Below are 20415 nucleotides of genomic sequence, written 5' to 3'. Positions count from 1 at the left end.
ATGTCAGTATTAATTTTGGGTCGAAAAAGTTCAGGTAAAAGCACATTTTTGCATATATTATCTAGGGGAAAGGCTAATATAAAGCACGATATTAATATATTTGCAGTACCAAAAGAAGACGAAAGACTTATCAAACTTTCTAACGTATTTCAAAGCAAAACAATAACCCCAATTCATACAGACTTCATTGATTTTCCAGGAGAAGCCACTTTTTCTAAAAAGGATGCAAATCTACGAACATACATTCAAAAATCTGACCTGATTATTTATATAATTCCAGCATTTTTAGAAGAGTATAATCCATTAGAAGAGATTAAAAAAGAAGAAAGTGAGCTAATAATTCACGATTTAGAATTATGTGAGAGGCAACTTAAAGGAAAAACTTCCTTTTCAGAGAAGAATTTTCTTGAAAGGATATATAATCATTTATCAGAAGAAAAATTAATAAACTCAATGACTTTAAAGCCAGAAGAAGAAAAACTTCTTATTTCATGGAACTTCTTAAGCCTTAAACCAATCTTTTATGCTATAAATGTTTCTCCAGAATATTTTGAGGATAACAAAAATTTAAATTCCATTATTGATTATTTACAAAAAGAAGAAAAAAACTACATCATATTTTCAGGTATCTTAGAAGAGGAAGTAATTTCTATAGAAAAAGATGAAGCATTAGAATATCTATCCTTATATGGCATAAAAAATTTATTATCTGAGAGAGTTTACGACCTTATATTTAAACACTTTGATCTTATTACATTCTTTACAGGAAATGAAAAGGAAGTAAGAGCATGGAAACTTAAAAATGGAAGTACTGCAATAGACGCAGCAGGGACAATCCACTCAGATTTGGCAAGGGGATTTATTAGAGCAGAAGTAATACCATGGGATAAATTAGTGGAAGAAGGAAGTTGGAAAAACGCCCATCAAAAAGGACTGATCTCAGTAGAAAAAAAAGATTACGTAGTAAAAGATGGAGATGTACTTTTAATCAGATTTCACTTATAACACCCCTATAAAATCTAAATATTTGCAAGATTCAGTAAAGTTGCTTTAAAAGTAATTTTATTGTATATTTTAAGTTAAATTTCATACTAAAAAAGAGGGAGTCAAAAAGCCATGATAAGAAAAAAACTAAAAGATTTATTAAAAAATGCCCTTACCTATCTGGAATCTGAAGGTTTAAATATCAATGATATAGACATAGTAATAGAAACTCCAAAACAAAAAGAGTTTGGAGAATATGCTACACCTATTGCATTAACCCTTTCTAATAAAACCCATAAACCACCAAGAGAGATAGCCCAACAAATTATAAAATTTCTTAAAGATGAAGAATTATTTGACAACATAGAAGTAGCAGGACCAGGATTTATAAATTTTCATATATCCAACAAAGCACTTATTAAAATAATAAAAGAGATTAGAAAAAATCTAAATAATTTTGTAAGTCTACCAAAGAAATATAATAAGATACAATTAGAATTTGGAAGCATAAATCCTACAGGACCTATGCATATAGCTCATGCAAGAGGAGTTGTCATTGGAGATTCCTTAGCAAACCTCTTTAGAAGGGTTGGATGGTATGCAGAAAAAGAATTCTATATTAATGATGCAGGTAATCAAATTGAACTTTTAGGAGAATCCCTATATGCAAGATATTTAGAGCAAATTGGGGTCAACTATCTATTTCCAAAAGATGGTTATCAAGGAGAATACTTAAAAGATTTAGCAAAAGAACTTTTAAAGGAAAAAGATAAGATTGAGAAATTAAGTGAAAAGGAAAAGAAAGAGTTCTTTAAGGAATATGCCTTAAAGAAAATGTTAGAAAATATACGTCAAGCCTTATCTAATTTTGGAGTTGAGTACGATAATTGGTTTAGTGAGAGAACTCTTCATAGAGAAGGAAAATTACAAGAAGTACTTAATATCTTAGAAAGTAAGGGACATATCTACAAAAAAGATGGAGCGATTTGGTTTGCTTCTGCAAAATTTGAAGATGAAAAAGATAGAGTATTAGTTAAAAGCGATGGTTCTCCAACTTACTTTTTAGCAGATATAGCATATCATTTGAATAAAATTGAGAGAGGTTTTGATCTTATTATTGATGTCTGGGGAGCAGATCATCATGCCCATGTTCAAAGGATGAAAAATGCCATCCAAGCCTTAGGATACTCACCAGATATTCTACAGGTTATTTTAGTTCAAATGGTAAGAATTCTAAGAGGTAAAGAGGAAGTAAAAATATCAAAAAGAACCGGAGATTTTATAACTCTACAGGAAATGCAAGAAGAAGTTGGAAAGGATGCAATAAGATTTTTCTTTCTGCTTAGAAGTGCAGATAGTCAATTAGATTTTGATATTGAGCTTGCCAAAAAACAAACTTCTGAAAATCCTGTATATTATGTACAATACGCTCATGCCAGATGTTGTAGCATCCTAAAACAAGCAGAAGAAAGAGGTATAAATTTAAATGACTTAGATAATGCGGATCTTACGCTTCTTCAAGATGAAAAAGAAAGAGAACTTTTAGTTCAATTAATGAGATACCCTGAAAGATTAGAGGATATTACGAGAAGTTACGAGATGCATTTACTACCCTATTATTTGATTAATTTAGCTACAGCCTTTCATGCTTTTTATGATTCGTGTAGAGTCCTCTCTCAAGATTATAATCTAACATTGGCAAGATTAAATTTAGTTGATTGTGTTAGAATTATAATAAAGGATGGTCTAAATATTTTAGGTATTTCCGCTCCTGAAAAAATGTAATTAAGGGAGGGAGATAAATATGAAAATAAGATGGTATGGACATGCATGTTTCTTATTTACAAGTCAAAATGGGATTAAGATTTTGACAGATCCCTTTGATGCCTCTGTAGGTTATCCTTTGCCTGATGTGGAACCTAATATTGTTACTATAAGTCACGATCACTTTGATCACTCCGCAGTAAATTTAATAAAAGGCAACTTTACTACTTTGAAAGGAAAAGTAGACACAGAAATTCAGGGCATAAAAATAAGAAGTGTCAAAACATTTCACGATGAGCAGATGGGAGGAAAAAGAGGAGAAAACTATATTTTTATCTTTGAAATTGATGGCATAAGAATAGCCCATGCAGGAGATTTAGGACACATTTTGAATAGCGAGGATGTAAAAAATATAGGGAACATTGATGTTTTTTGTGTTCCAGTAGGAGGAGTTTACACTGTTGATGCTAATGGAGCACTCCAAAACGTGAAAGAGCTATCTCCTAAAATCGTTATACCAATGCATTATAAGACGCCACACTTAAAGTTTGATCTATCCTCTGTAGAAAATTTTCTCTCGATAGTAAATTATCCTATAAGAAAATTTACAGAAAAAGAAGTAGAGCTAACAAAGGAAAACTTGCCATCTTCTACAGAAGTGTGGGTATTAAATTACTAAAAAATTAGGAGGAAGAAGAATGACAAGAGAAGAGGCATTATCATTAGTAAAGCAGTATATTAAAAATCCAAACTTATTTAAACATATGTTGGCAGTAGAAGCAATAATGAGAGCAATGGCAAGACATTTTAATGAGGATGAAGAAATATGGGGAATAACAGGCTTACTTCACGACATAGATTATGAATTAACAGAAAAAGAACCTGAAAAACATAGTTTATTAGCGGAAGAAATACTAAAACCATACAATTTACCCTCAGATGTTATTGATGCAATTAAAGCCCATAATGAAATGCATGGACTGCCAAGAGATACTCTTCTTGCAAAAGTACTTTACGCTGTAGATCCATTAACAGGACTAATAGTAGCATCTGCATTAGTCCATCCAGAGAAGAAATTAGCCCCATTAGACACTGATTTTATTCTAAAAAAGTTTAAGGAGAAAAGCTTTGCAAGGGGAGCAAATAGAGAACAAATAAAGTCTTGTGAGGAGTTTGGCATACCTTTAAACGAGTTCATATCCATTGGTTTATCTGCCATGAAGGAAATATCAGCAATGCTTGATCTGTGAGGGGGTTAATATGAATTTATCGGAATATGATTTTAAAGCGAAGTGTAATGAAGAAGATTTGTCTTTTCTAATTTTATCAACTTCAGAGGGTCTTGTTTTAAAAAGCAGTTTAAGTGAAGATATATCGGAAATCTTATCTGCATATATTTCATTAATTTATAAAGAAAGCAATAATCTATTTGAAAAATCCACAAAAAATGATAAAATACGTGAAATATGCATTAAGGGAGAGGAAAATCAAATCTCAATTTTCAATTTCGAGAAAAATGACATGATGTTACTTTTGATTAGTGGATCAAAGGTGAGTAAGCCTATTAAAAGAAAAATGAAAAAAATAATCAAGGAGGTGGTTCGTTGTCTATAAGAAATATAACAAAAATAGCATTATATGCATCAATATATTTAGTTCTAACTTTATTATTTAGTCAGATTAGTTACGGACCAATTCAATTTAGAATATCAGAGTTTTTAACTGTTTTTCCTTTTATAGATCCCACTTCAATCATTGGAATATTTTTGGGTTGTTTTATAGCTAATTTTTTCAGCCCGGCTGGCTGGATTGATGTAGTCTTTGGAAGTTTATGCACCTTAATTGCAGGATATCTAACATACAAAATGCCAAAAATTTATCTTGCTCCAATACCGCCAATACTTGTAAATGCTTTTGGAGTAAGTTTATATCTTCATTACTTCTTTAAATTACCCTATATTCTAAATGTTATCTATATCGCAATAGGAGAAGCAGTGGTCACATATCTCATAGGTCTTCCAATACTAATTTACATAGATAAAAATCCAAATATTAAAGAAAAAATCTTGGGAGTAGGTGCAAAGAGATGATACGAAAACTTAGTATAGAAGAAGAACTTTCTATATTATTAGAAAATACTGTGGAGGTAATTCCAGAAAAAGAGTTAGAGGAAAAATTAAGAAGAGCCAGAGAGGAAAATAGACCATTAAGAGTAAAATTAGGAGCTGACCCTTCTGCACCTGACCTACACTTAGGGCACTCTGTTGTTTTAAGAAAAATGAAACAATTTCAAGATTTAGGGCACCAAGTTGTATTTATCATTGGCGATTTTACTGCAAGAATTGGAGATCCTTCTGGTAGATCTGAAACAAGAAAACCATTAACGCCAGAACAGGTAAAGAAAAATGCTATGACTTATCAAGAACAAGTAGGCAAAATCTTAGATATATCAAGAGCAGAAATAAGGTATCAGGAAGAATGGTTTGGCAAAATGAAATTAGAAGATGTTATAAATCTTATGTCTAAATATACAGTAGCAAGAATGTTAGAAAGAGATGATTTTGCTCTAAGAATGAAGGAAAATAGACCCATATTTATGCATGAAATTCTCTATCCTCTTTTGCAGGCTTATGATTCTGTAGCTATTAAGGCGGATATTGAGCTTGGAGGAACAGATCAGAAGTTTAATCTATTAGTTGGAAGAGAGATTCAAAAAGAGTTTGGACAAGAACCGCAAGTTGCAATGCTTATGCCAATAATAGAAGGTTTAGATGGAAAACAAAAGATGAGTAAAAGCCTTGGGAATTATATTGCCCTTAACGATTCTCCAAAGGATATGTATGGGAAAGTTATGTCTTTACCAGACGAGTTAATAGTCAAATACTTCTACTTAGTTACTGATCTGCCCAGATCTGAGATAAAGATTATTGAAGAAGGTTTAAAAAATGGCACTTTACATCCAAGAGACATGAAAGCAAAACTTGCAAGGGAAATAGTAAGAATGTACCATGGAATGGAAGAAAGCCAAAAGGCGGAAGAGGAATTTGAAAGAGTTTATAGACAAAAATCTCTCCCTGAAAATATAGAGGAATACAAGATTACTGAAAGAAAAATTTGGATAGTAAAATTGTTGAATATGATAGGAGCAGTAAATAGTAATAGTTCTGCAAGGAGACTCATTTCTCAAGGAGCAGTTGAGATTGATGGTGAAAAGGTTACTGATCCTAATTTAGAGATAGAGATTACAAAGCCAATAGTAATAAGAGTTGGAAAACACTTTTTCAAGAAAATCATACCACAATGAGAAAAAAACTAATAATTTTAACATTATTATCTTTAAACTTAATAATTAATAATAGTAAGGGGGTAATTCATGAATTTTATTTTAACCCCAATAAAATTTTACAAAAACCTAAAGATATAACTATAATTGATGGCAACAAAAAAGTAATGAAAATAAAAACAAGGGCAAACTATGTATGGGAGGTTCTTCAAGAAAATAATATAAAAATTAACAAAAAAGATAGAATCACACCTCATCCTCGTGCTAACTTAAATTATGTAAGAGAGATAAGAATAGATAGAATAGAAGAAAAAACAGTAAAAGATTATATAACAACTTCTTACGATATTATATTTAAAGTTAAATACAGCAAGGAATATAAAGAAAAAGTAGTAAATAGAGGGAAAAGTGGGAAAATATATGAAGAATGGCTTCTTTTATATAAGAATGGAAAATTAGAATCAAAAACTCTAAAAACAAGAAAAGTATTAGTAAAAAGTGAACCGGAAATAATAGAAATTAATTCGCCAATAATTAGGTGCTTAAACATAACTGAGGGTACCTTTAAACTAAAGAAAGTTTACACAATGACCGCAACAGCCTACTACCCATGGGAGGGAAAGGGAGTAGACGATTCAACAGCCCTGGGATGGAAAGCAGAAAAAGGAATAGTAGCAGTAGATCCAAGAATTATTCCACTAAGAACACCTTTATACATACCAAGTTATGGATTTTCAATAGCAGGTGATACAGGGGGAGCAATAAAAAGATACAGAATAGACCTTCTTTTACCTACTAAAAGGGAAGTATATAACTTCGGTAGAAGGAAGGTTGCTGTTTATATATTAGAGAAAATAAATTGAGATGGAATTAACAGATAGAGATACCTTAGTAAAAATCTTAAAGAATTATAAGATTTTTTTAAAAAAGAGCTTGGGACAAAACTTTTTAGTGAATAAAAAAATAATAGAAAAAATTGTAGAGGCTGGTAATGTAACTAAAAGTGATGTGGTCTTAGAAATAGGTGCTGGAATTGGAACCTTAACAAGAGAATTAGCAAAATATGTCTATAAAGTTATTGCAGTGGAAATTGATAAAAGATTTGAAGAAATCCTCAAAGAAAGTTTAAAAGAATTTTCAAATGTGGAATTAATCTTTGACGATATCTTGAAAATTGAATTATCAAAAATTGTAACTACACCATATAAAATATTTGGCAATCTGCCCTATTATATTTCCGGTACATTTTTAGGTGAATACCTTAAGAAAGGTCCTTATGCTCAAACAATGGTCCTACTATTACAAAAAGAAATGGTGGAGAGAATAACATCTAAACATGGCACAAAAAATTTTAGTCCTCTCTCTATTTTGCTAAGCCTTATGTATGACTTTGAAATTATAACTCCAGTCCCTGCCCATTTTTTCTTTCCTATTCCAGAAGTAGATTCTCTTCTTGTAAAATTTTCATACAATCCTAAAAATCAATCTATAAAAAATCCTGAGCTTTTTTACAAGTTAATAAAATCTGCCTTTAAATTCAGAAGAAAGTATCTAATTAACAATCTTAAGAGCGAATTTCGTAATATTCCTTGGGAAGATATATTCAGTAAACTAAATATCAATCTAAAAGAAAGAGCAGAAAATATACCAATAGATGTATATATTAAAATAAGCAACTTAGTGGAAGAGTATGGTATATAAAATATATTCCTATGCTAAAATTACATTATTCTTGGATGTTATTAGCAAAAGGACAGACGGGTATCATAATGTTAAAATAATTCTTCAGAACATAGATCTATACGATCTTCTATTCATAAAGACTCTAAAATCTCCTTACTTTATACTGAAAAGTAATTATGACATTCCTCTACAAAAAAATCTCATTTATAAAGCTTACAGTAAATTTATTGAAAAAACTAAATATCCAATTGGTTTAGAAATTTTTCATTATAAGAAAATCCCTATAGGGGGAGGTCTTGGTGGGGGAAGTTCTAACGCTGGTTCTATACTATACTTTCTTAATTTCATAACAAAATTTGGATTAAGTAAAGAAGACCTATCTCAACTTGCTATACAATTAGGATCTGATGTTCCATTTTTTCTCTACGGTGGTACCGCTCTTGCAGAAGAGAAGGGAGAAAAAATCACTAAGCTTAAGAACCTTCCTTCCTATTTTGTACTTTTGATATTACCTAATTTTAGTATTAGTACAAAGGAAATATATGGAGAGATAAAGGAAAGGGATTTAGGAGAGCATTTAGATTGGAAAAATGTAATTTCAAACATAAATAACCAAAAATTAACTGGCACCTTCAACCTTTTTGAAGATATAGTTTTTAGAAAATATAGAATTATAAAAGATATAAAGGAATTTTTACTCCTCTTTACTCCTTTGGTTTCACTATCCGGAACTGGCTCTTCTATTTACGCTTTATTTGATGATTTAACCCAATTAAAAAAAGCAAGAGAAAAATTTATTGAAAAATTCCCCAATAGTTTTAAAATAAAAACTTGTAAGTTTGTTAATAGAGGAATTTATATAAAAGGAGTGTAATGTATGATAAGCCTAAAAGAGGTCAAAGAAGCCCAGGAAAGAATTTCCCCATATGTGCATCATACTCCCCTCTCCTATTCCCAAACTTTTAGTGATATGACCAAAAAAGATGTTTATTTAAAGTTTGAGAACTTACAAAAAACTGGATCCTTTAAGATCAGAGGAGCCATCAATTATATAAGGCAAATAGATAAAAAGGTGAACGGTATTATTGCAGCATCTGCAGGTAATCATGCTCAAGGGGTTGCTTATGGAGGTAAGATTTTCTCAATTCCCACAGTTATAGTTATGCCTGAAAATACTCCTATCATAAAAGTAGCCTCTACAAAAAGTTACTCCGCAAAAGTAATTCTATATGGATCTTATTATGATGAAGCTTATAACTATGCATTAAAAATTGCAGAAGAAGAAAAGTTAGAGTTTATTCACCCCTTTGATGATCCTAAAATAATAGCTGGACAAGGGACTGTAGGCTTAGAAATTTTAAGCGATATGCCTGATATTCAAGCCATTATTGTCCCCATAGGGGGTGGAGGGCTTTCATCAGGGGTTTGTATTGCAATAAAAGAACAAAATCCAAACATTAAGATATATGGGGTACAAACTTTTGCATTTCCATACTACTATGAAAGATTTAAAGGAATAACAATTTCAGATAAAACCTCATCAACTATTGCAGAAGGTATAGCTGTAAAAAAACCAGGCAAAATAACACAGGAAATTCTCGATAAATATATAGATGATATGTTTATTGTAGATGAAATGGAAATTGCCCAAGGTATTTTATATTTATTAGAAAGAGCAAAATCTTTAGTGGAGGGAGCTGGCGCCGTCACCTTATCCGCCTTATTAAAATATAGCGATGTAATAAAGGAGAAAAAAATTGCATTAATATTAAGTGGAGGAAATATAGATGTTAGCTTATTATCAAAAATATTAGAATATGGTCTAATTCAATCAGGAAGATTAGTACATTTAAAAATAGAATTGTTGGACATCCCTGGAAAATTAGCAGAAATATTAGAGATTATTGCAGAAGAAAAAGCAAATATTAACTCAATACATCAAGATAGAGCAAATCCCCTTTTCCCTATAGGGAAAAGTACTGTTGAAATTACAATTGAAACAAAAAATTTTGAGCAAATAAACAGAATATTTGATAAAATTAAAAACCGTGGATATAAAGTAGAAATTTCTGAGAAAGGAGAATAAAAATGGAAAAGGAATTTTTAACAATGCTAAAAGAAATTACCGAAACATTCGGAGTTTCAGGCTATGAAAATGAGATAAGAGAAGTTATTAAAAAATACGCAAGTCCATATGGAGATGTTTTAGAGGATAGATTAGGAAGCTTAATAATAAAAAAGAAAGGTAGTAGTGAGTCGCCTAAAATTATGCTCTCTGCCCATATGGATGAAATTGGATTCATGGTTAAAAGTATAACAAAAGATGGTTATATAAAATTCCTGCCTTTGGGAGGATGGTTTGATCAGGTACTTTTATCTCAGAGGGTAATCATAAAATCAAGAAAAGGTGACTTCATAGGAGTAATTGGTTCAAAACCACCTCATATTTTAACTGAAGAGGAAAGAAAAAAAGTAGTAGAGAAAAAAGACATGTATATTGATATAGGAGCAAAAAGTGACGAAGAAGTTTATGAACTTGGAATCAGACCAGGAGATCCTATTGTTCCATATAGTGAATTTACGCCTATGGCTAATCCAAAGTTTCTATTAGGAAAGGCTTGGGATGATAGGGTAGGATGTGCCTTAGCTATTGAGATTCTTAAAGATCTAACGAGTATTTCTCATCCAAATACTGTATTTGCAAGCTTTACAGTCCAGGAAGAGGTAGGACTTAGAGGTGCAACTACAAGCTCCTATATAGTAAATCCTGATGTTGGTATTGTCTTAGAATCGGATATAGCGGTAGATATGCCAGGAGTAAATCAGGATAATATCATTTCTCTTGGGAAAGGTCCCTCCATAATTCTTTACGATGCTACCATGATTCCAAATTCAAACTTAAGATCACTTTTTATTGAGGTTGCAGAAAAGCTAAATATTCCTGTACAATTTTCTGCCTTAGAAAGAGGCGGAACCGATGGTGGAAGAATCCATATAAATGCAAAAGGAGTCCCCTCTATTGTTATAGGCGTACCTGCAAGATATATTCATTCTCATAATGGAATTATTAATGTAGATGACTTTGTATTAGCAAAGAATTTAATTTTGGAGGTAATTAAGAGATTAGATGAGGAAACAGTAAGCAAACTATGAGTAAAACAAGGGCTTTAGCACTACTATCAGGTGGATTGGATAGTCTATTAGCAGTTTCTCTAATTCAAAGGCAGGGTATAGAAGTAATTGGTATTTTCTTCTATACCCCCTTTTTTAATCCTGAAAATGCAAAAAAATCTGCAGAATTTTTGGGAATTCCTCTAAAAATAATAGACATAACGGAGGAATACTTAGAAATTTTAAAAAAGCCTAAATATGGATACGGAAAAAATATGAATCCTTGCATAGATTGCCACGCCTTTATGATAAGAAAAACTTTTGAACTTCTAAAGGAGTTTTCTGCAGATTTCATTATCACAGGAGAGGTTTTAGGAGAAAGACCCATGTCACAGAACAAAAATTCCTTAAAATTAGTTGAAAAATATTCAGGAGCAGAAGATTATATCTTACGTCCATTATCTGCAAAACTTTTACCCCCAACAAAACCTGAAAGAGAGGGACTTGTAATTAGAGAAGAGCTTTTAAATATACAGGGAAGATCGCGAAAGGTTCAGCTTCAACTTGCAAAGGAATTAGGGTTAAAAGAGATTCCAACACCTGCAGGTGGATGTCTCTTAACAGAACCACAATTCTCAAAAAAGCTAAAGGATCTTTTAAATCACAAAGAAGATATTACAAGGAGAGATTTAGAGCTATTAAAGATTGGTAGACACTTAAGATTATCTCCTGATATTAAGGTTATTGTGGGAAGACAAAAAGAAGAAAACGAGAAATTAATAAATTTATTTGGAGAAAAAGACACATTATTTAAGGCAAAAGATCCAAGCGCAGTTCTCCTCATACCTGATAAAATTGTAGAAGAAGAAAAAGACAAAGTACTTATTGCTAAAATAGCTGTTTATTATAGCGATCATAAAGAAGAAAATGATGTTCCTGTTTTATATAAAACTCACAATAAAGAGGAAAAAATTGTAATCAATAAGCTTGAAGGGGATTTTAATCCATCTATTTATAATATAACATGCAGGTAATTCTTTCTCATAATTATTTAGATTTTGATGCTCTTTCATCATTATATGCAGCTAAGAAGCTCTATCCTCAGGCAATAGTGCTACCCAGTAAAAGTATGGAGAGAAAAGTTTATGAATTTTATTCATTATACAAGGATTTTTTAAAATTTCATGATAAACCACCTGATAAAGTAGAAAAAATAATACTCGTTGATAATCATTGGCTAAATAGAATTGATAAAGAATATCAGGAGTTATTTAAAAATAATCCTGTCATCGAAATTTATGATCATCATAAAAGTGGAGATATAAAAGGAGATAAGGAGTTTATAGAGGAAGTAGGTGCTACCACTACCATATTATTAGAGCTGATCATAAAAAATAACATACCAATAGATCCTGTGGAGGCAACTCTCTTTGCTTTAGGAATATATCAAGATACAGGAAATTTTACATTTTCTTCTACCACAGCGAGAGATTTAAAAGTAGCGTCTTTATTATTAGAAAGAGGCGCCAATATTAGCATTATAAACTATTATATTAAAGAAAAATTGTCTGATGAACAAAAGAATCTTTTAGCAGAGCTAATTCAAAGTTCTAAAGAAGAAGAGATAAGAGGATTTAAGATAGTCTGGGCTCCCTTAGAAAGGGATAAATATGTAGAGGGGCTTTCAATCCTTGCCCATATGCTACTTGATGAAAAAGAAGCAGATGCTTTATTTATAATGTTAAAGATAAAGGACAAAGTGTATTTAATGGGGAGAACAAGAACCCCCAAAATCAATCTACTACATGTATTAGAAGATTTTGATCCTGGTGGACATCCATCCGCATCTACAGTAGTATTGACAAATAGGGATTTAAAAGAGTTGGAAGAATATTTAAGGGATAGATTAAAAAGAATACTCCCATATAATCTTGTGGCTAAAAATATTATGTCATATCCAGTAGAAACTATTTCACCAGAAACAACAATTTCTGAAGCCCATAAAATTATGACTCGATTAGGTTATGGGGGTTTGTGTGTTGTTGAAAACAATAAATTAGTAGGAATTATAAGCAGAAGGGATGTAGAAAAAGCAATAAATTTGCGCCTTTATAAAAGAAAAGTAAAATCATTTATGTCTAAACCAGTTATCACTGTTGATCCAGAAACCTCTTTATCGCAAGTAGAAAGAATTTTCATAGAAAAAGATATTGGTAGAGTTCCAGTGGTAAAAGATGACAAAATTTTAGGGATAATAACCCGTCAAGATGTATTAAAATTTCATTTTATCAAAAATCACATATCCCCACCTTTAGGAAGTGTATCTAAGATAAATGAAGATTTAGTAAAAAGGACGCCATGGTGGGAGATTTTATTAATAATCAGAGATATTGCGGAAGAGCTAAATACATCTGTGTATGCAATTGGAGGCTTTGTCAGAGATCTATTATTAAATTATCCAAATATGGATCTTGATATTACTGTAGAAGGTGATGTTAAATTGTTTTTAAATCAATTGATTGGAAAATTAAAAGGTGAATTAAAAGTCCATGAAGAATTTGGGACTGCAGAAATTCTGCTTGAGGGGAATAAAAGAATTGATATAGCGACCACAAGAATTGAATATTACCCTGAACCTGGTGCACTTCCTAAAGTTGAAAAAGGGTCCTTCTGGTTAGATTTAAAAAGAAGAGATTTTACAATAAATACTCTTGCTCTATCATTAAATAAAGATAATTGGCTTGAGATTATAGACTTTTATGGAGGCTTAGAAGACTTAGTTAGGAAAGAACTAAGAGTACTCCATAATCTAAGTTTTATTGAGGATCCATCACGTATATTAAGGGGCATAAGATTAGAACAAAGGCTAAATTTTAATTTTGAGGAAAAAACCTTAAATTTACTAAAAGAGGCTATTGAACAAGGATTCCTAACTAAGCTAAGTAAAGATAGAATAAAAGAAGAGATTTTACTAATATTACGAGAGCCAGAGCCAGAAAAAGTTTTTAAAAGATTAGAAGAGCTTTCCGCCCTTCCCTATCTTCTTCCAATAAATAATCTTCCAATGAAGTTTGAAGAGATAAATATTGAAATTAGAAAAAGAAAGGATATGGACATTACATCTCTTCAAATTATAAATCTATTAAGAGATGTCTCCTTACAAAAAGCCGTTAATTGGTTGAAAGAATACCATTTTTCTAAAAACATAATTTATCTATTAATCAATTTCCATCAACTTAAAAATGAGAAGATAAATGATGATTTGATAAAAAAACTGATAGATTTGCCAAAAGAACTAACCTTCTTCTTAGCATTATTTAAAGAAAACCATGAAAGACAAATTTTAGAAAGATTAATTGCTCTCAAAGAGAAGCATATACCATATCTGAAGGGAAGAGATCTATTAAAACTTGGTTTTAAAGAAGGAAGAATAATAGGAGATGTGCTAAAAGAAATTTTTATGGAACATTTAAAAGGGAATATATCAACTAAGGAAGATGAGATTAACCTTGCCTTGAAGATAGCACAAGAGATGAGTCATTAACATAAATATTTCCAAGTCTCTTAGCCATACCAAAACCTGTTAGTATCTCGTAAGGAATAGTTCCTACCATCTTTGCAATGACCTCAGCATCAATATTGTGACTTTCTGATCTTCCCATAACAATTACCTCATCACCCACTCTTATATAGGGGTCAGAAGAAATATCTATGATTGTTTGATCCATTGATATTCTTCCAATTACTGGAAATTTTTTGTTTTTTATTATCACAAAGGATTTGTTAGAAAGCTCTCTTCTGTAGCCATCCGCATAACCTACAGGTATTAAGGCGATCAAGGTTTCTTTAGTAGTAGTATAAGTATGATTATAACCGACCCCCCATCCCTCTGGCAGTCTTTTTATAAGTGTAATCTTTGCATGTACTGACATAACGGGCTTTAAGTCCTCCATCCCATAACCATATAAAGCAATTCCAGGTCTTACTGCATTATAAAAGGCTTTTGGAAAATTCCATATGCCTCCCGAATTTGCCACATGAGATATACCTTCCCATCCCATCTCTCTTAATTTAGAATAAACTCTATCAAAAATCTTCAACTGCTTCTCATTGTATTTATCTTCCTTATTTTCGGAGCTGGATAGATGAGAAGAAAGTCCTTCAAGAGTCAAATGAGAATATTTTCTCCATATGGTTATAAAAGAATCTAAATCTTCTTCCAATAGTCCTTCTCTTCCCATTCCAGTATCAACACTAACATGAAAAGAAAAAGGAATATTTCTTCTGTATGTAAACCTACCAAGCTCTTCAAAAAAATCAATTGAAGAAATAACAGGAGTTAAATTATATTTAATTAAATACGGTATAGCATCTTTAAATTGAGGGGTTAAAACCAAAATTTGCTCTTTTATACCAGCTTTTCTTAACTCAATTCCCTCCTCTAACAGAGCAACTGCAAATCTCTTAATACCATACTTCGATAAGAATCTACTAATTATAATTGCTCCATGTCCATATGCATCCGCCTTTACTACAGGAATTATTTCCACATTATCTCCAACATTATCCTTAATTACAGATAAGTTATGAAGCAAAGATGATAAATCAATTTCTTTCCAAGCCAACTTCTTAATCATACAATTTCCTTTAATCTTAGAAGTCTTGTAAAGTTAGCTCTTTCTAACTCTTCTAATTTTGTAGTTATAAACTTAACTGTTTCTTCTATCTGAGGAATAAGCTTATATTCCAAAGCATTTACCCTTCTCTTAGTTTTTTCTATCTCTTCCGCAAGAGCTAAAAGTTCTCTCTCCTTATTTGCCAAACTTATTAAAGAGTTAAGAAGATCATCCCACAGTAAAACCAAATCATCTAATACATCTGAGGATGTAATGAGACTATAATTAGGCTTATAAGAGTTTAGTATTTCAATCTTTGAAATAGGTATATTCATTTCTTTTATAATTTCTTCTTTTACAATAGTTTCTCCATCATTTATAGTAAGCAAATCATCCCATTGGTAAGGATCAATAGTAAAATATGCAAAAGCACCCAAGTTAATAAAGTCCAAAAATTTATTAACCGCTTCTTCCCGTAATACTTTATAATTTTTAACCTCTTCCATAAATTTTTGGATTAAACCTTCTAATTTATCTTCTAACAGCTTATGCCCACGACGGGCAACAGCAAGCCTCTTCCTTAATCTTAACAATTCCATTCTATTAGGATTAACTTTCAATGGCATTATTCTTTCCCCCAGAACTCTTCAATATATTCTGGTCTAATTCTCTTTAGTGAACTCTTAGGTAACAATCTTAATAATTTCCATCCTAAATCTAAGGTTTCAAATATACTTCTATTCTCGTATTCTCCTTGTTTAACGAACTTCTCTTCAAATTCTTGAGCAAAATTTAAGAAGAGTAAATCTTCTTCTGTTAGTGCTGCTTCCCCTAATACTACTGCAAGTTCTTTAGCTTCTAATCCTCTTGAATATGCTGCATAAAGCTGGTTTGATAAATCTCCATGATCCTTTCTTGTTCTTCCTTCCCCTATTCCACCTCTCATCAATCGGGAAAGAGATTGAAGTACATCAATGGGTGGATATATACCTCTCCTATGAAGTTCTCTGCTTAAAAATATTTGTCCTTCAGTAATATAGCCTGTCAGGTCAGGAATAGGATGAGTTCTATCATCTTCAGGCATTGTAAGGATTGGAATTAGAGTGATAGATCCTTTCTTCCCCTTAATCCTACCTGCTCTCTCATACAAAGTAGCTAAATCGGTATATAAATAGCCAGGATATCCTCTTCTTCCTGGAACCTCTTTTCTTGCAGATGAGATCTCTCTTAAGGCTTCTGCATAGTTTGTCATATCACTCATAATAACAAGTACATGCATATCTAAATCAAAAGCTAAATACTCAGCACAGCTTAATGCAAATCTTGGTGTTGCAATTCTCTCAATTACTGGATCATCTGCAAGATTTATAAATAAGACAGACCTTTCTAATGCGCCTGTTCTTCTAAACTCCTCAATAAAATAGTTTGCCTCTTCAAAGGTAATGCCAAGAGCAGCAAAAACCACTGCAAATTTTTCTTCCTCATTAAGTAGTCTTGCCTGTCTTGCAATCTGAGCTGCTAATACAGCATGAGGAAGTCCAGCCCCTGAAAAGATAGGCAATTTTTGCCCTCTTACTAATGTATTCATCCCATCAATAGCGGATATTCCTGTTTGGATAAACTCAGAAGGATATGCTCTTGAATAAGGATTTATAGGACTTCCATTTATATCCATTTTCTTTTCTGGTATTATAGCTGGTCCGCCATCCCTTGGTCTCCCAAGTCCATCAAAAGTCCTTCCTAAAATAGCTGGAGAAAGATTGATCTCTAAAACATGCCCCAAAAACTTTACCCTCATTCCTTTAATTGACAAATCCTGAGTAGTAGTAAACATTTGTACTAAGGCTGCCTCTTCCATTGCCTCAAGTACCTGACCTTGTCTTACTTCTCCATTACTTAGCTTTACCTCTACCAATTCACCATATTTAACATTCTCAATATTTTCTACAAGAATTAACGGTCCACTAATTCTTGAAACCGATGTATATTCCTTAAGCATATTGACTTACGCCTCCCTTTAGCTCTTGCATCCTTCTCTCTACTTTATCCAGTAACTCTTCCAACACATGTATATTAGTTTCTGGAACGTATTTCATTTGGGCAATTTGTTCTCTTTCTGGTATTCTTAATATACTTTCAAGATCCACTCCTTTATTAAGAGCGGAAAGGGCTTTATCATAGAAATTAATTATATTTTTCAACATTAAATATTGTTTCTTAGGAGAGGTATAAGTATCTACTTCGTGAAGGGCATTCTGATGGAGAAAATCCTCTCTAATAGATCTTGCAGTTTCGAGAATTAACCTATCCTGAGAAGACAAAGCTTCCATACCAACTAATCTTACAATATCTTGCAACTCTGCTTCTCTTTGTAATATAGCCATTGCTCTTTGTCTCAAATTATATAAATCTTCTGCCACATTTTCTTTCCAATAATTTGCTACTTGATCCACATAAAGAGAATAACTAATCAGCCAATCAACAGCAGGAAAATGTCTTGCAAAGGCAAGTCTTGCATCAAGTCCCCAGAAAACTTTTGTTACTCTTAATGTGGCTTGTACCACTGGATCCGATAAATCGCCTCCAGGAGGAGAAACAGCACCAATTATACTTACAGAGCCCATTCTTCCATCTTTTCCTAAGCACTTTACAAGACCTGCTCTCTCATAAAAACTTGCAATTCTTGATGCCAAATATGCAGGATATCCTTCTTCACCAGGCATTTCTCCTAATCTTCCTGAGATCTCTCTCATGGCTTCTGCCCATCGAGATGTAGAATCTGCCATTAGAGATACATGGTATCCCATATCTCTAAAATACTCTGCAATAGTAATTCCTGTAAACACAGATGCTTCTCTTGCAGCAACAGGCATATTAGAAGTGTTAGCTATTAATACAGTCCTTTCCATTAAAGGTTTGCCAGTTCTTGGGTCCTTTAATTCAGGAAATTCTATCAAAACTTCTGTCATTTCATTTCCTCTTTCCCCACATCCCACATAAACAACAAGCTCAGTATCTGCCCATTTTGCCAACTGATGTTGAATGATTGTCTTACCACTACCAAAAGGACCAGGAACACAAGCTGTTCCACCTTTTACTAATGGAAAGAAAGTATCTAAAACTCTCTGTCCTGTTATTAGTGGAATTAGTGGAGGCTGTTTTTCTTTAATTGGTCGTGGATATCTTACTGGCCATTTTTGCATTAATTTCAAATTTATTCTCTCTCCTCTTTCATCCTCTAAAATACCAATAGTCTCTTCTACTGTGAAGCTACTCGATTTAATCTCTACAATCTTACCCTTTAGATTTGGTGGTAAAAGAATCCTATGCTCAAAAGCTGAAGTCTCTTGAACCACTCCTAATATATCTCCGCCTTCTACATAATCTCCTACTTTTACTCTTGCCTCAAAATCCCATTTCTTCTCTCTATCTAAAGCAGGGAGAGCAATACCTCTACTTAAAAAATCTCCTGTTTTAACAGCCAATTGGCTTAAGGGTCTTTGAATACCATCATAAATCTGACCAATAATTCCAGGTCCCAATTCTACACTTAAAGGTTCTCCTAAAGCATATACAGGTTCTCCAGGACCTATTCCTTGAGTCTCTTCATATACCTGAATTGCACATGTATCCCTATCAAGTCCTATAACTTCTCCAAACAGTTCCAGGTTTCCAACTCTTACCATTTCATACATCTTAACCTCTAATCCCTTTGCTATAACCAAAGGTCCTGCAACTCTAATAATTTTTCCTTTCATAATATCCCTCTCCTTCTAAAATATCTACTCCAAGAGCCTTCTCTATTTGTTTTCTAATCATTTCCATACCAATATTCCCATGAGAATAGGTATCAGGAAGTATCAATATTTTATTTTTTGTTTTTTCCTCAAGAATTTTCCCTGATACACTTTCTAAAACAATGATTAATTTATAATCTTTATTTGAAAGATTATTAAATACCTCTAAGGCTTGCTCATCATTTGCCACACCAAAAGCATCTATACCAAATATTTTAAAAATCTCTATCAAATCTGAAATTCCTATTATAGCTATCTTTCCCTCAGCCATTTATCTTCAACAGCCTCTTTTCCCAAATATTTTTTGAAATTTTATTTCTTTTAACCTTAAAAAGAGTTATTAATTCATCCATCTCAAAGTATTTATTATAAAAATAAAACAATACAACTTCAGGTCCACTAACAATAGAAGTAAATTTCCTAATAAATTCAAAAATGTATGATCTATAAAGATATTCTATATCCTCGTTCTTATCAATTAAATCCCCTACAAATCTTGAATAAATACCATAGAAATAATTGTTCCACAAATTTAATGAAGAATTAAAAATATTTCTCAAGTCAATTGTTGTTTTAACTCTTTCAATTCCTGCATCCTTTAATAGGTCCCACTGTATATTCAACCTTTTTGTTCTATACAATACCTTAATTAGGAGCAGATTATTCTTAAAGCGATAAAATTCTTTTATATTATTATTCGCTATACTCTCAAAAAACTTCTGGGAAATAATAATATTTTGAAGATCTAAAAAAAGATACACTAAAAAAATGTTATTAGTCTTTTCCCATAATTCAATAGCTTTATCGTAAACAGATTTAAATATTTTATTGAAATCCTTAGTAAGAGGAATGGGATATAGTTCTACTCTTTCTTCTTTTATACTGTGTACCTGAATTCTGAGATTTCTAAAATAGAAATCCCACAAAAGAATATTATACACTTCTTCATTCCTTACACTTCTCTTAACTTCTTCCAAATCCTTTTTCAACACATTCCATGAACTCTTATACCAATCTTCACTTTCAAGAAGAAAGCTGTATGAGGAATTTTTAAGCCACTCTTCCAACTCCTCATATGATAAATCCTTTAGCCTCTTCCATTCATCAGGAGCAATAAATTTATCAAATTTTGCCTTTAAATTAGTAGAAATAAATAAGTATTCCTGATATCCCATAT

20 protein-coding genes are annotated in these 20415 nt (G+C 32.0%); 14 read left to right on the top strand and 6 right to left on the bottom strand.

All coding sequences use genetic code 11. The features are described from left to right. The 14 genes from CBR30_05165 to CBR30_05100 all read left to right on the top strand — a co-directional run bounded on the left by CBR30_05165 (window position 1) and on the right by CBR30_05100 (window position 14369). Window positions 1-1005 (top strand): GTP-binding protein, encoded by a 1005-nt coding sequence (locus tag CBR30_05165; GenBank protein ID PMQ01576.1) that lies wholly within the window; start codon window positions 1-3, stop codon window positions 1003-1005. Window positions 1006-1119: 114 nt separating this feature from the next. After that, window positions 1120-2769 (top strand): arginine--tRNA ligase, encoded by a 1650-nt coding sequence (locus CBR30_05160; GenBank protein PMQ01622.1) that lies wholly within the window; start codon window positions 1120-1122, stop codon window positions 2767-2769. 19 nt (window positions 2770-2788) lie between these two features. Further along, window positions 2789-3427, top strand: coding sequence for an MBL fold metallo-hydrolase (locus tag CBR30_05155; protein PMQ01575.1), 639 nt, complete (start codon window positions 2789-2791; stop codon window positions 3425-3427). 19 nt (window positions 3428-3446) lie between these two features. Next, window positions 3447-3998, top strand: a complete 552-nt coding sequence (locus CBR30_05150) for a phosphohydrolase (protein PMQ01574.1) — start codon at window positions 3447-3449, stop codon at window positions 3996-3998. Between the two features lie 10 nt (window positions 3999-4008). Beyond that, window positions 4009-4362 (top strand): hypothetical protein, encoded by a 354-nt coding sequence (locus CBR30_05145; GenBank protein PMQ01573.1) that lies wholly within the window; start codon window positions 4009-4011, stop codon window positions 4360-4362. Further along, window positions 4353-4838 (top strand): hypothetical protein, encoded by a 486-nt coding sequence (locus CBR30_05140; GenBank protein PMQ01572.1) that lies wholly within the window; start codon window positions 4353-4355, stop codon window positions 4836-4838. Before CBR30_05145 ends, CBR30_05140 begins: the two co-directional genes overlap by 10 nt. Further along, window positions 4838-6052, top strand: a complete 1215-nt coding sequence (locus CBR30_05135; protein PMQ01621.1) for a tyrosine--tRNA ligase — start codon at window positions 4838-4840, stop codon at window positions 6050-6052. Before CBR30_05140 ends, CBR30_05135 begins: the two co-directional genes overlap by 1 nt. Next, window positions 6049-6894: a hypothetical protein gene (locus CBR30_05130; GenBank protein ID PMQ01571.1), complete on the top strand. Its 846-nt coding sequence runs from the start codon at window positions 6049-6051 to the stop codon at window positions 6892-6894. The genes CBR30_05135 and CBR30_05130 overlap by 4 nt, the downstream gene beginning before the upstream one ends. A 1-nt stretch (window position 6895) precedes the next feature. Further along, window positions 6896-7732 carry a ribosomal RNA small subunit methyltransferase A gene (gene rsmA, locus CBR30_05125; protein PMQ01570.1) on the top strand — a complete coding sequence of 279 codons (837 nt, stop codon included), beginning with the start codon at window positions 6896-6898 and terminating at the stop codon, window positions 7730-7732. Next, complete coding sequence (ispE, locus tag CBR30_05120) at window positions 7722-8588, top strand: 4-(cytidine 5'-diphospho)-2-C-methyl-D-erythritol kinase (GenBank protein ID PMQ01569.1); 867 nt, start codon at window positions 7722-7724, stop codon at window positions 8586-8588. The genes rsmA and ispE overlap by 11 nt, the downstream gene beginning before the upstream one ends. A gap of 3 nt (window positions 8589-8591) precedes the next feature. Then, window positions 8592-9800, top strand: coding sequence for a threonine ammonia-lyase (locus CBR30_05115; GenBank protein ID PMQ01568.1), 1209 nt, complete (start codon window positions 8592-8594; stop codon window positions 9798-9800). A gap of 2 nt (window positions 9801-9802) precedes the next feature. Next, on the top strand, window positions 9803-10867 hold the full coding sequence (locus CBR30_05110; GenBank protein ID PMQ01567.1) for a peptidase M28: 1065 nt from the start codon (window positions 9803-9805) through the stop codon (window positions 10865-10867). Further along, a complete protein-coding gene (locus CBR30_05105) occupies window positions 10864-11859 on the top strand; it encodes a tRNA 4-thiouridine(8) synthase ThiI (GenBank protein ID PMQ01566.1) in 996 nt (331 codons plus the stop codon). Before CBR30_05110 ends, CBR30_05105 begins: the two co-directional genes overlap by 4 nt. Then, the gene (locus CBR30_05100; protein ID PMQ01565.1) at window positions 11850-14369 is read left to right on the top strand and encodes a poly(A) polymerase; all 2520 of its coding nucleotides are present in this window, start codon (window positions 11850-11852) and stop codon (window positions 14367-14369) included. The genes CBR30_05105 and CBR30_05100 overlap by 10 nt, the downstream gene beginning before the upstream one ends. Here the strand turns inward: CBR30_05100 and alr are convergent. Genes alr through CBR30_05070 form a run of 6 tightly spaced genes read right to left on the bottom strand, consistent with a single transcriptional unit; the run spans window position 14329 to window position 20413 of the window. After that, complete coding sequence (gene alr, locus CBR30_05095) at window positions 14329-15462, bottom strand: alanine racemase (GenBank protein PMQ01564.1); 1134 nt, start codon at window positions 15460-15462, stop codon at window positions 14329-14331. The two genes, CBR30_05100 and alr, sit on opposite strands and share 41 nt — an antisense overlap. Next, the gene (locus tag CBR30_05090; GenBank protein PMQ01563.1) at window positions 15459-16067 is read right to left on the bottom strand and encodes a V-type ATP synthase subunit D; all 609 of its coding nucleotides are present in this window, start codon (window positions 16065-16067) and stop codon (window positions 15459-15461) included. Before CBR30_05090 ends, alr begins: the two co-directional genes overlap by 4 nt. Next, the gene (locus CBR30_05085; GenBank protein PMQ01562.1) at window positions 16067-17440 is read right to left on the bottom strand and encodes a V-type ATP synthase subunit B; all 1374 of its coding nucleotides are present in this window, start codon (window positions 17438-17440) and stop codon (window positions 16067-16069) included. The genes CBR30_05090 and CBR30_05085 overlap by 1 nt, the downstream gene beginning before the upstream one ends. Continuing rightward, on the bottom strand, window positions 17433-19199 hold the full coding sequence (locus tag CBR30_05080; GenBank protein ID PMQ01561.1) for a V-type ATP synthase subunit A: 1767 nt from the start codon (window positions 19197-19199) through the stop codon (window positions 17433-17435). The genes CBR30_05085 and CBR30_05080 overlap by 8 nt, the downstream gene beginning before the upstream one ends. After that, the gene (locus CBR30_05075; protein ID PMQ01560.1) at window positions 19180-19509 is read right to left on the bottom strand and encodes a V-type ATP synthase subunit F; all 330 of its coding nucleotides are present in this window, start codon (window positions 19507-19509) and stop codon (window positions 19180-19182) included. The genes CBR30_05080 and CBR30_05075 overlap by 20 nt, the downstream gene beginning before the upstream one ends. After that, complete coding sequence (locus CBR30_05070; GenBank protein ID PMQ01559.1) at window positions 19502-20413, bottom strand: hypothetical protein; 912 nt, start codon at window positions 20411-20413, stop codon at window positions 19502-19504. The genes CBR30_05075 and CBR30_05070 overlap by 8 nt, the downstream gene beginning before the upstream one ends. Between the last annotated feature and the right edge of the window lie 2 nt (window positions 20414-20415).

It is taken from the genome of Dictyoglomus sp. NZ13-RE01 (assembly GCA_002878375.1).
Classification (GTDB): Bacteria; Dictyoglomota; Dictyoglomia; order Dictyoglomales; family Dictyoglomaceae; genus NZ13-RE01.
Note: the sequence above shows the minus strand (reverse complement) of the source record. Positions and strands in the feature narration are given on the sequence as shown.

Bases quoted from the DNA above. Each gene is read 5' to 3' on its own strand.
- alr (PMQ01564.1), bottom strand. From the start codon at position 15,462: ATGATTAAGAAGTTGGCTTGGAAAGAAATTGATTTATCATCTTTGCTT.
- CBR30_05105 (PMQ01566.1), top strand. From the start codon at position 10,864: ATGAGTAAAACAAGGGCTTTAGCACTACTATCAGGTGGATTGGATAGT.
- CBR30_05080 (PMQ01561.1), bottom strand. From the start codon at position 19,199: ATGAAAGGAAAAATTATTAGAGTTGCAGGACCTTTGGTTATAGCAAAG.
- CBR30_05155 (PMQ01575.1), top strand. From the start codon at position 2,789: ATGAAAATAAGATGGTATGGACATGCATGTTTCTTATTTACAAGTCAA.
- CBR30_05075 (PMQ01560.1), bottom strand. From the start codon at position 19,509: ATGGCTGAGGGAAAGATAGCTATAATAGGAATTTCAGATTTGATAGAG.
- CBR30_05070 (PMQ01559.1), bottom strand. From the start codon at position 20,413: ATGGGATATCAGGAATACTTATTTATTTCTACTAATTTAAAGGCAAAA.
- CBR30_05115 (PMQ01568.1), top strand. From the start codon at position 8,592: ATGATAAGCCTAAAAGAGGTCAAAGAAGCCCAGGAAAGAATTTCCCCA.
- CBR30_05085 (PMQ01562.1), bottom strand. From the start codon at position 17,440: ATGCTTAAGGAATATACATCGGTTTCAAGAATTAGTGGACCGTTAATT.
- CBR30_05100 (PMQ01565.1), top strand. From the start codon at position 11,850: ATGCAGGTAATTCTTTCTCATAATTATTTAGATTTTGATGCTCTTTCA.
- CBR30_05150 (PMQ01574.1), top strand. From the start codon at position 3,447: ATGACAAGAGAAGAGGCATTATCATTAGTAAAGCAGTATATTAAAAAT.
- CBR30_05145 (PMQ01573.1), top strand. From the start codon at position 4,009: ATGAATTTATCGGAATATGATTTTAAAGCGAAGTGTAATGAAGAAGAT.
- rsmA (PMQ01570.1), top strand. From the start codon at position 6,896: ATGGAATTAACAGATAGAGATACCTTAGTAAAAATCTTAAAGAATTAT.
- CBR30_05110 (PMQ01567.1), top strand. From the start codon at position 9,803: ATGGAAAAGGAATTTTTAACAATGCTAAAAGAAATTACCGAAACATTC.
- CBR30_05130 (PMQ01571.1), top strand. From the start codon at position 6,049: ATGAGAAAAAAACTAATAATTTTAACATTATTATCTTTAAACTTAATA.
- ispE (PMQ01569.1), top strand. From the start codon at position 7,722: ATGGTATATAAAATATATTCCTATGCTAAAATTACATTATTCTTGGAT.
- CBR30_05165 (PMQ01576.1), top strand. From the start codon at position 1: ATGTCAGTATTAATTTTGGGTCGAAAAAGTTCAGGTAAAAGCACATTT.
- CBR30_05090 (PMQ01563.1), bottom strand. From the start codon at position 16,067: ATGCCATTGAAAGTTAATCCTAATAGAATGGAATTGTTAAGATTAAGG.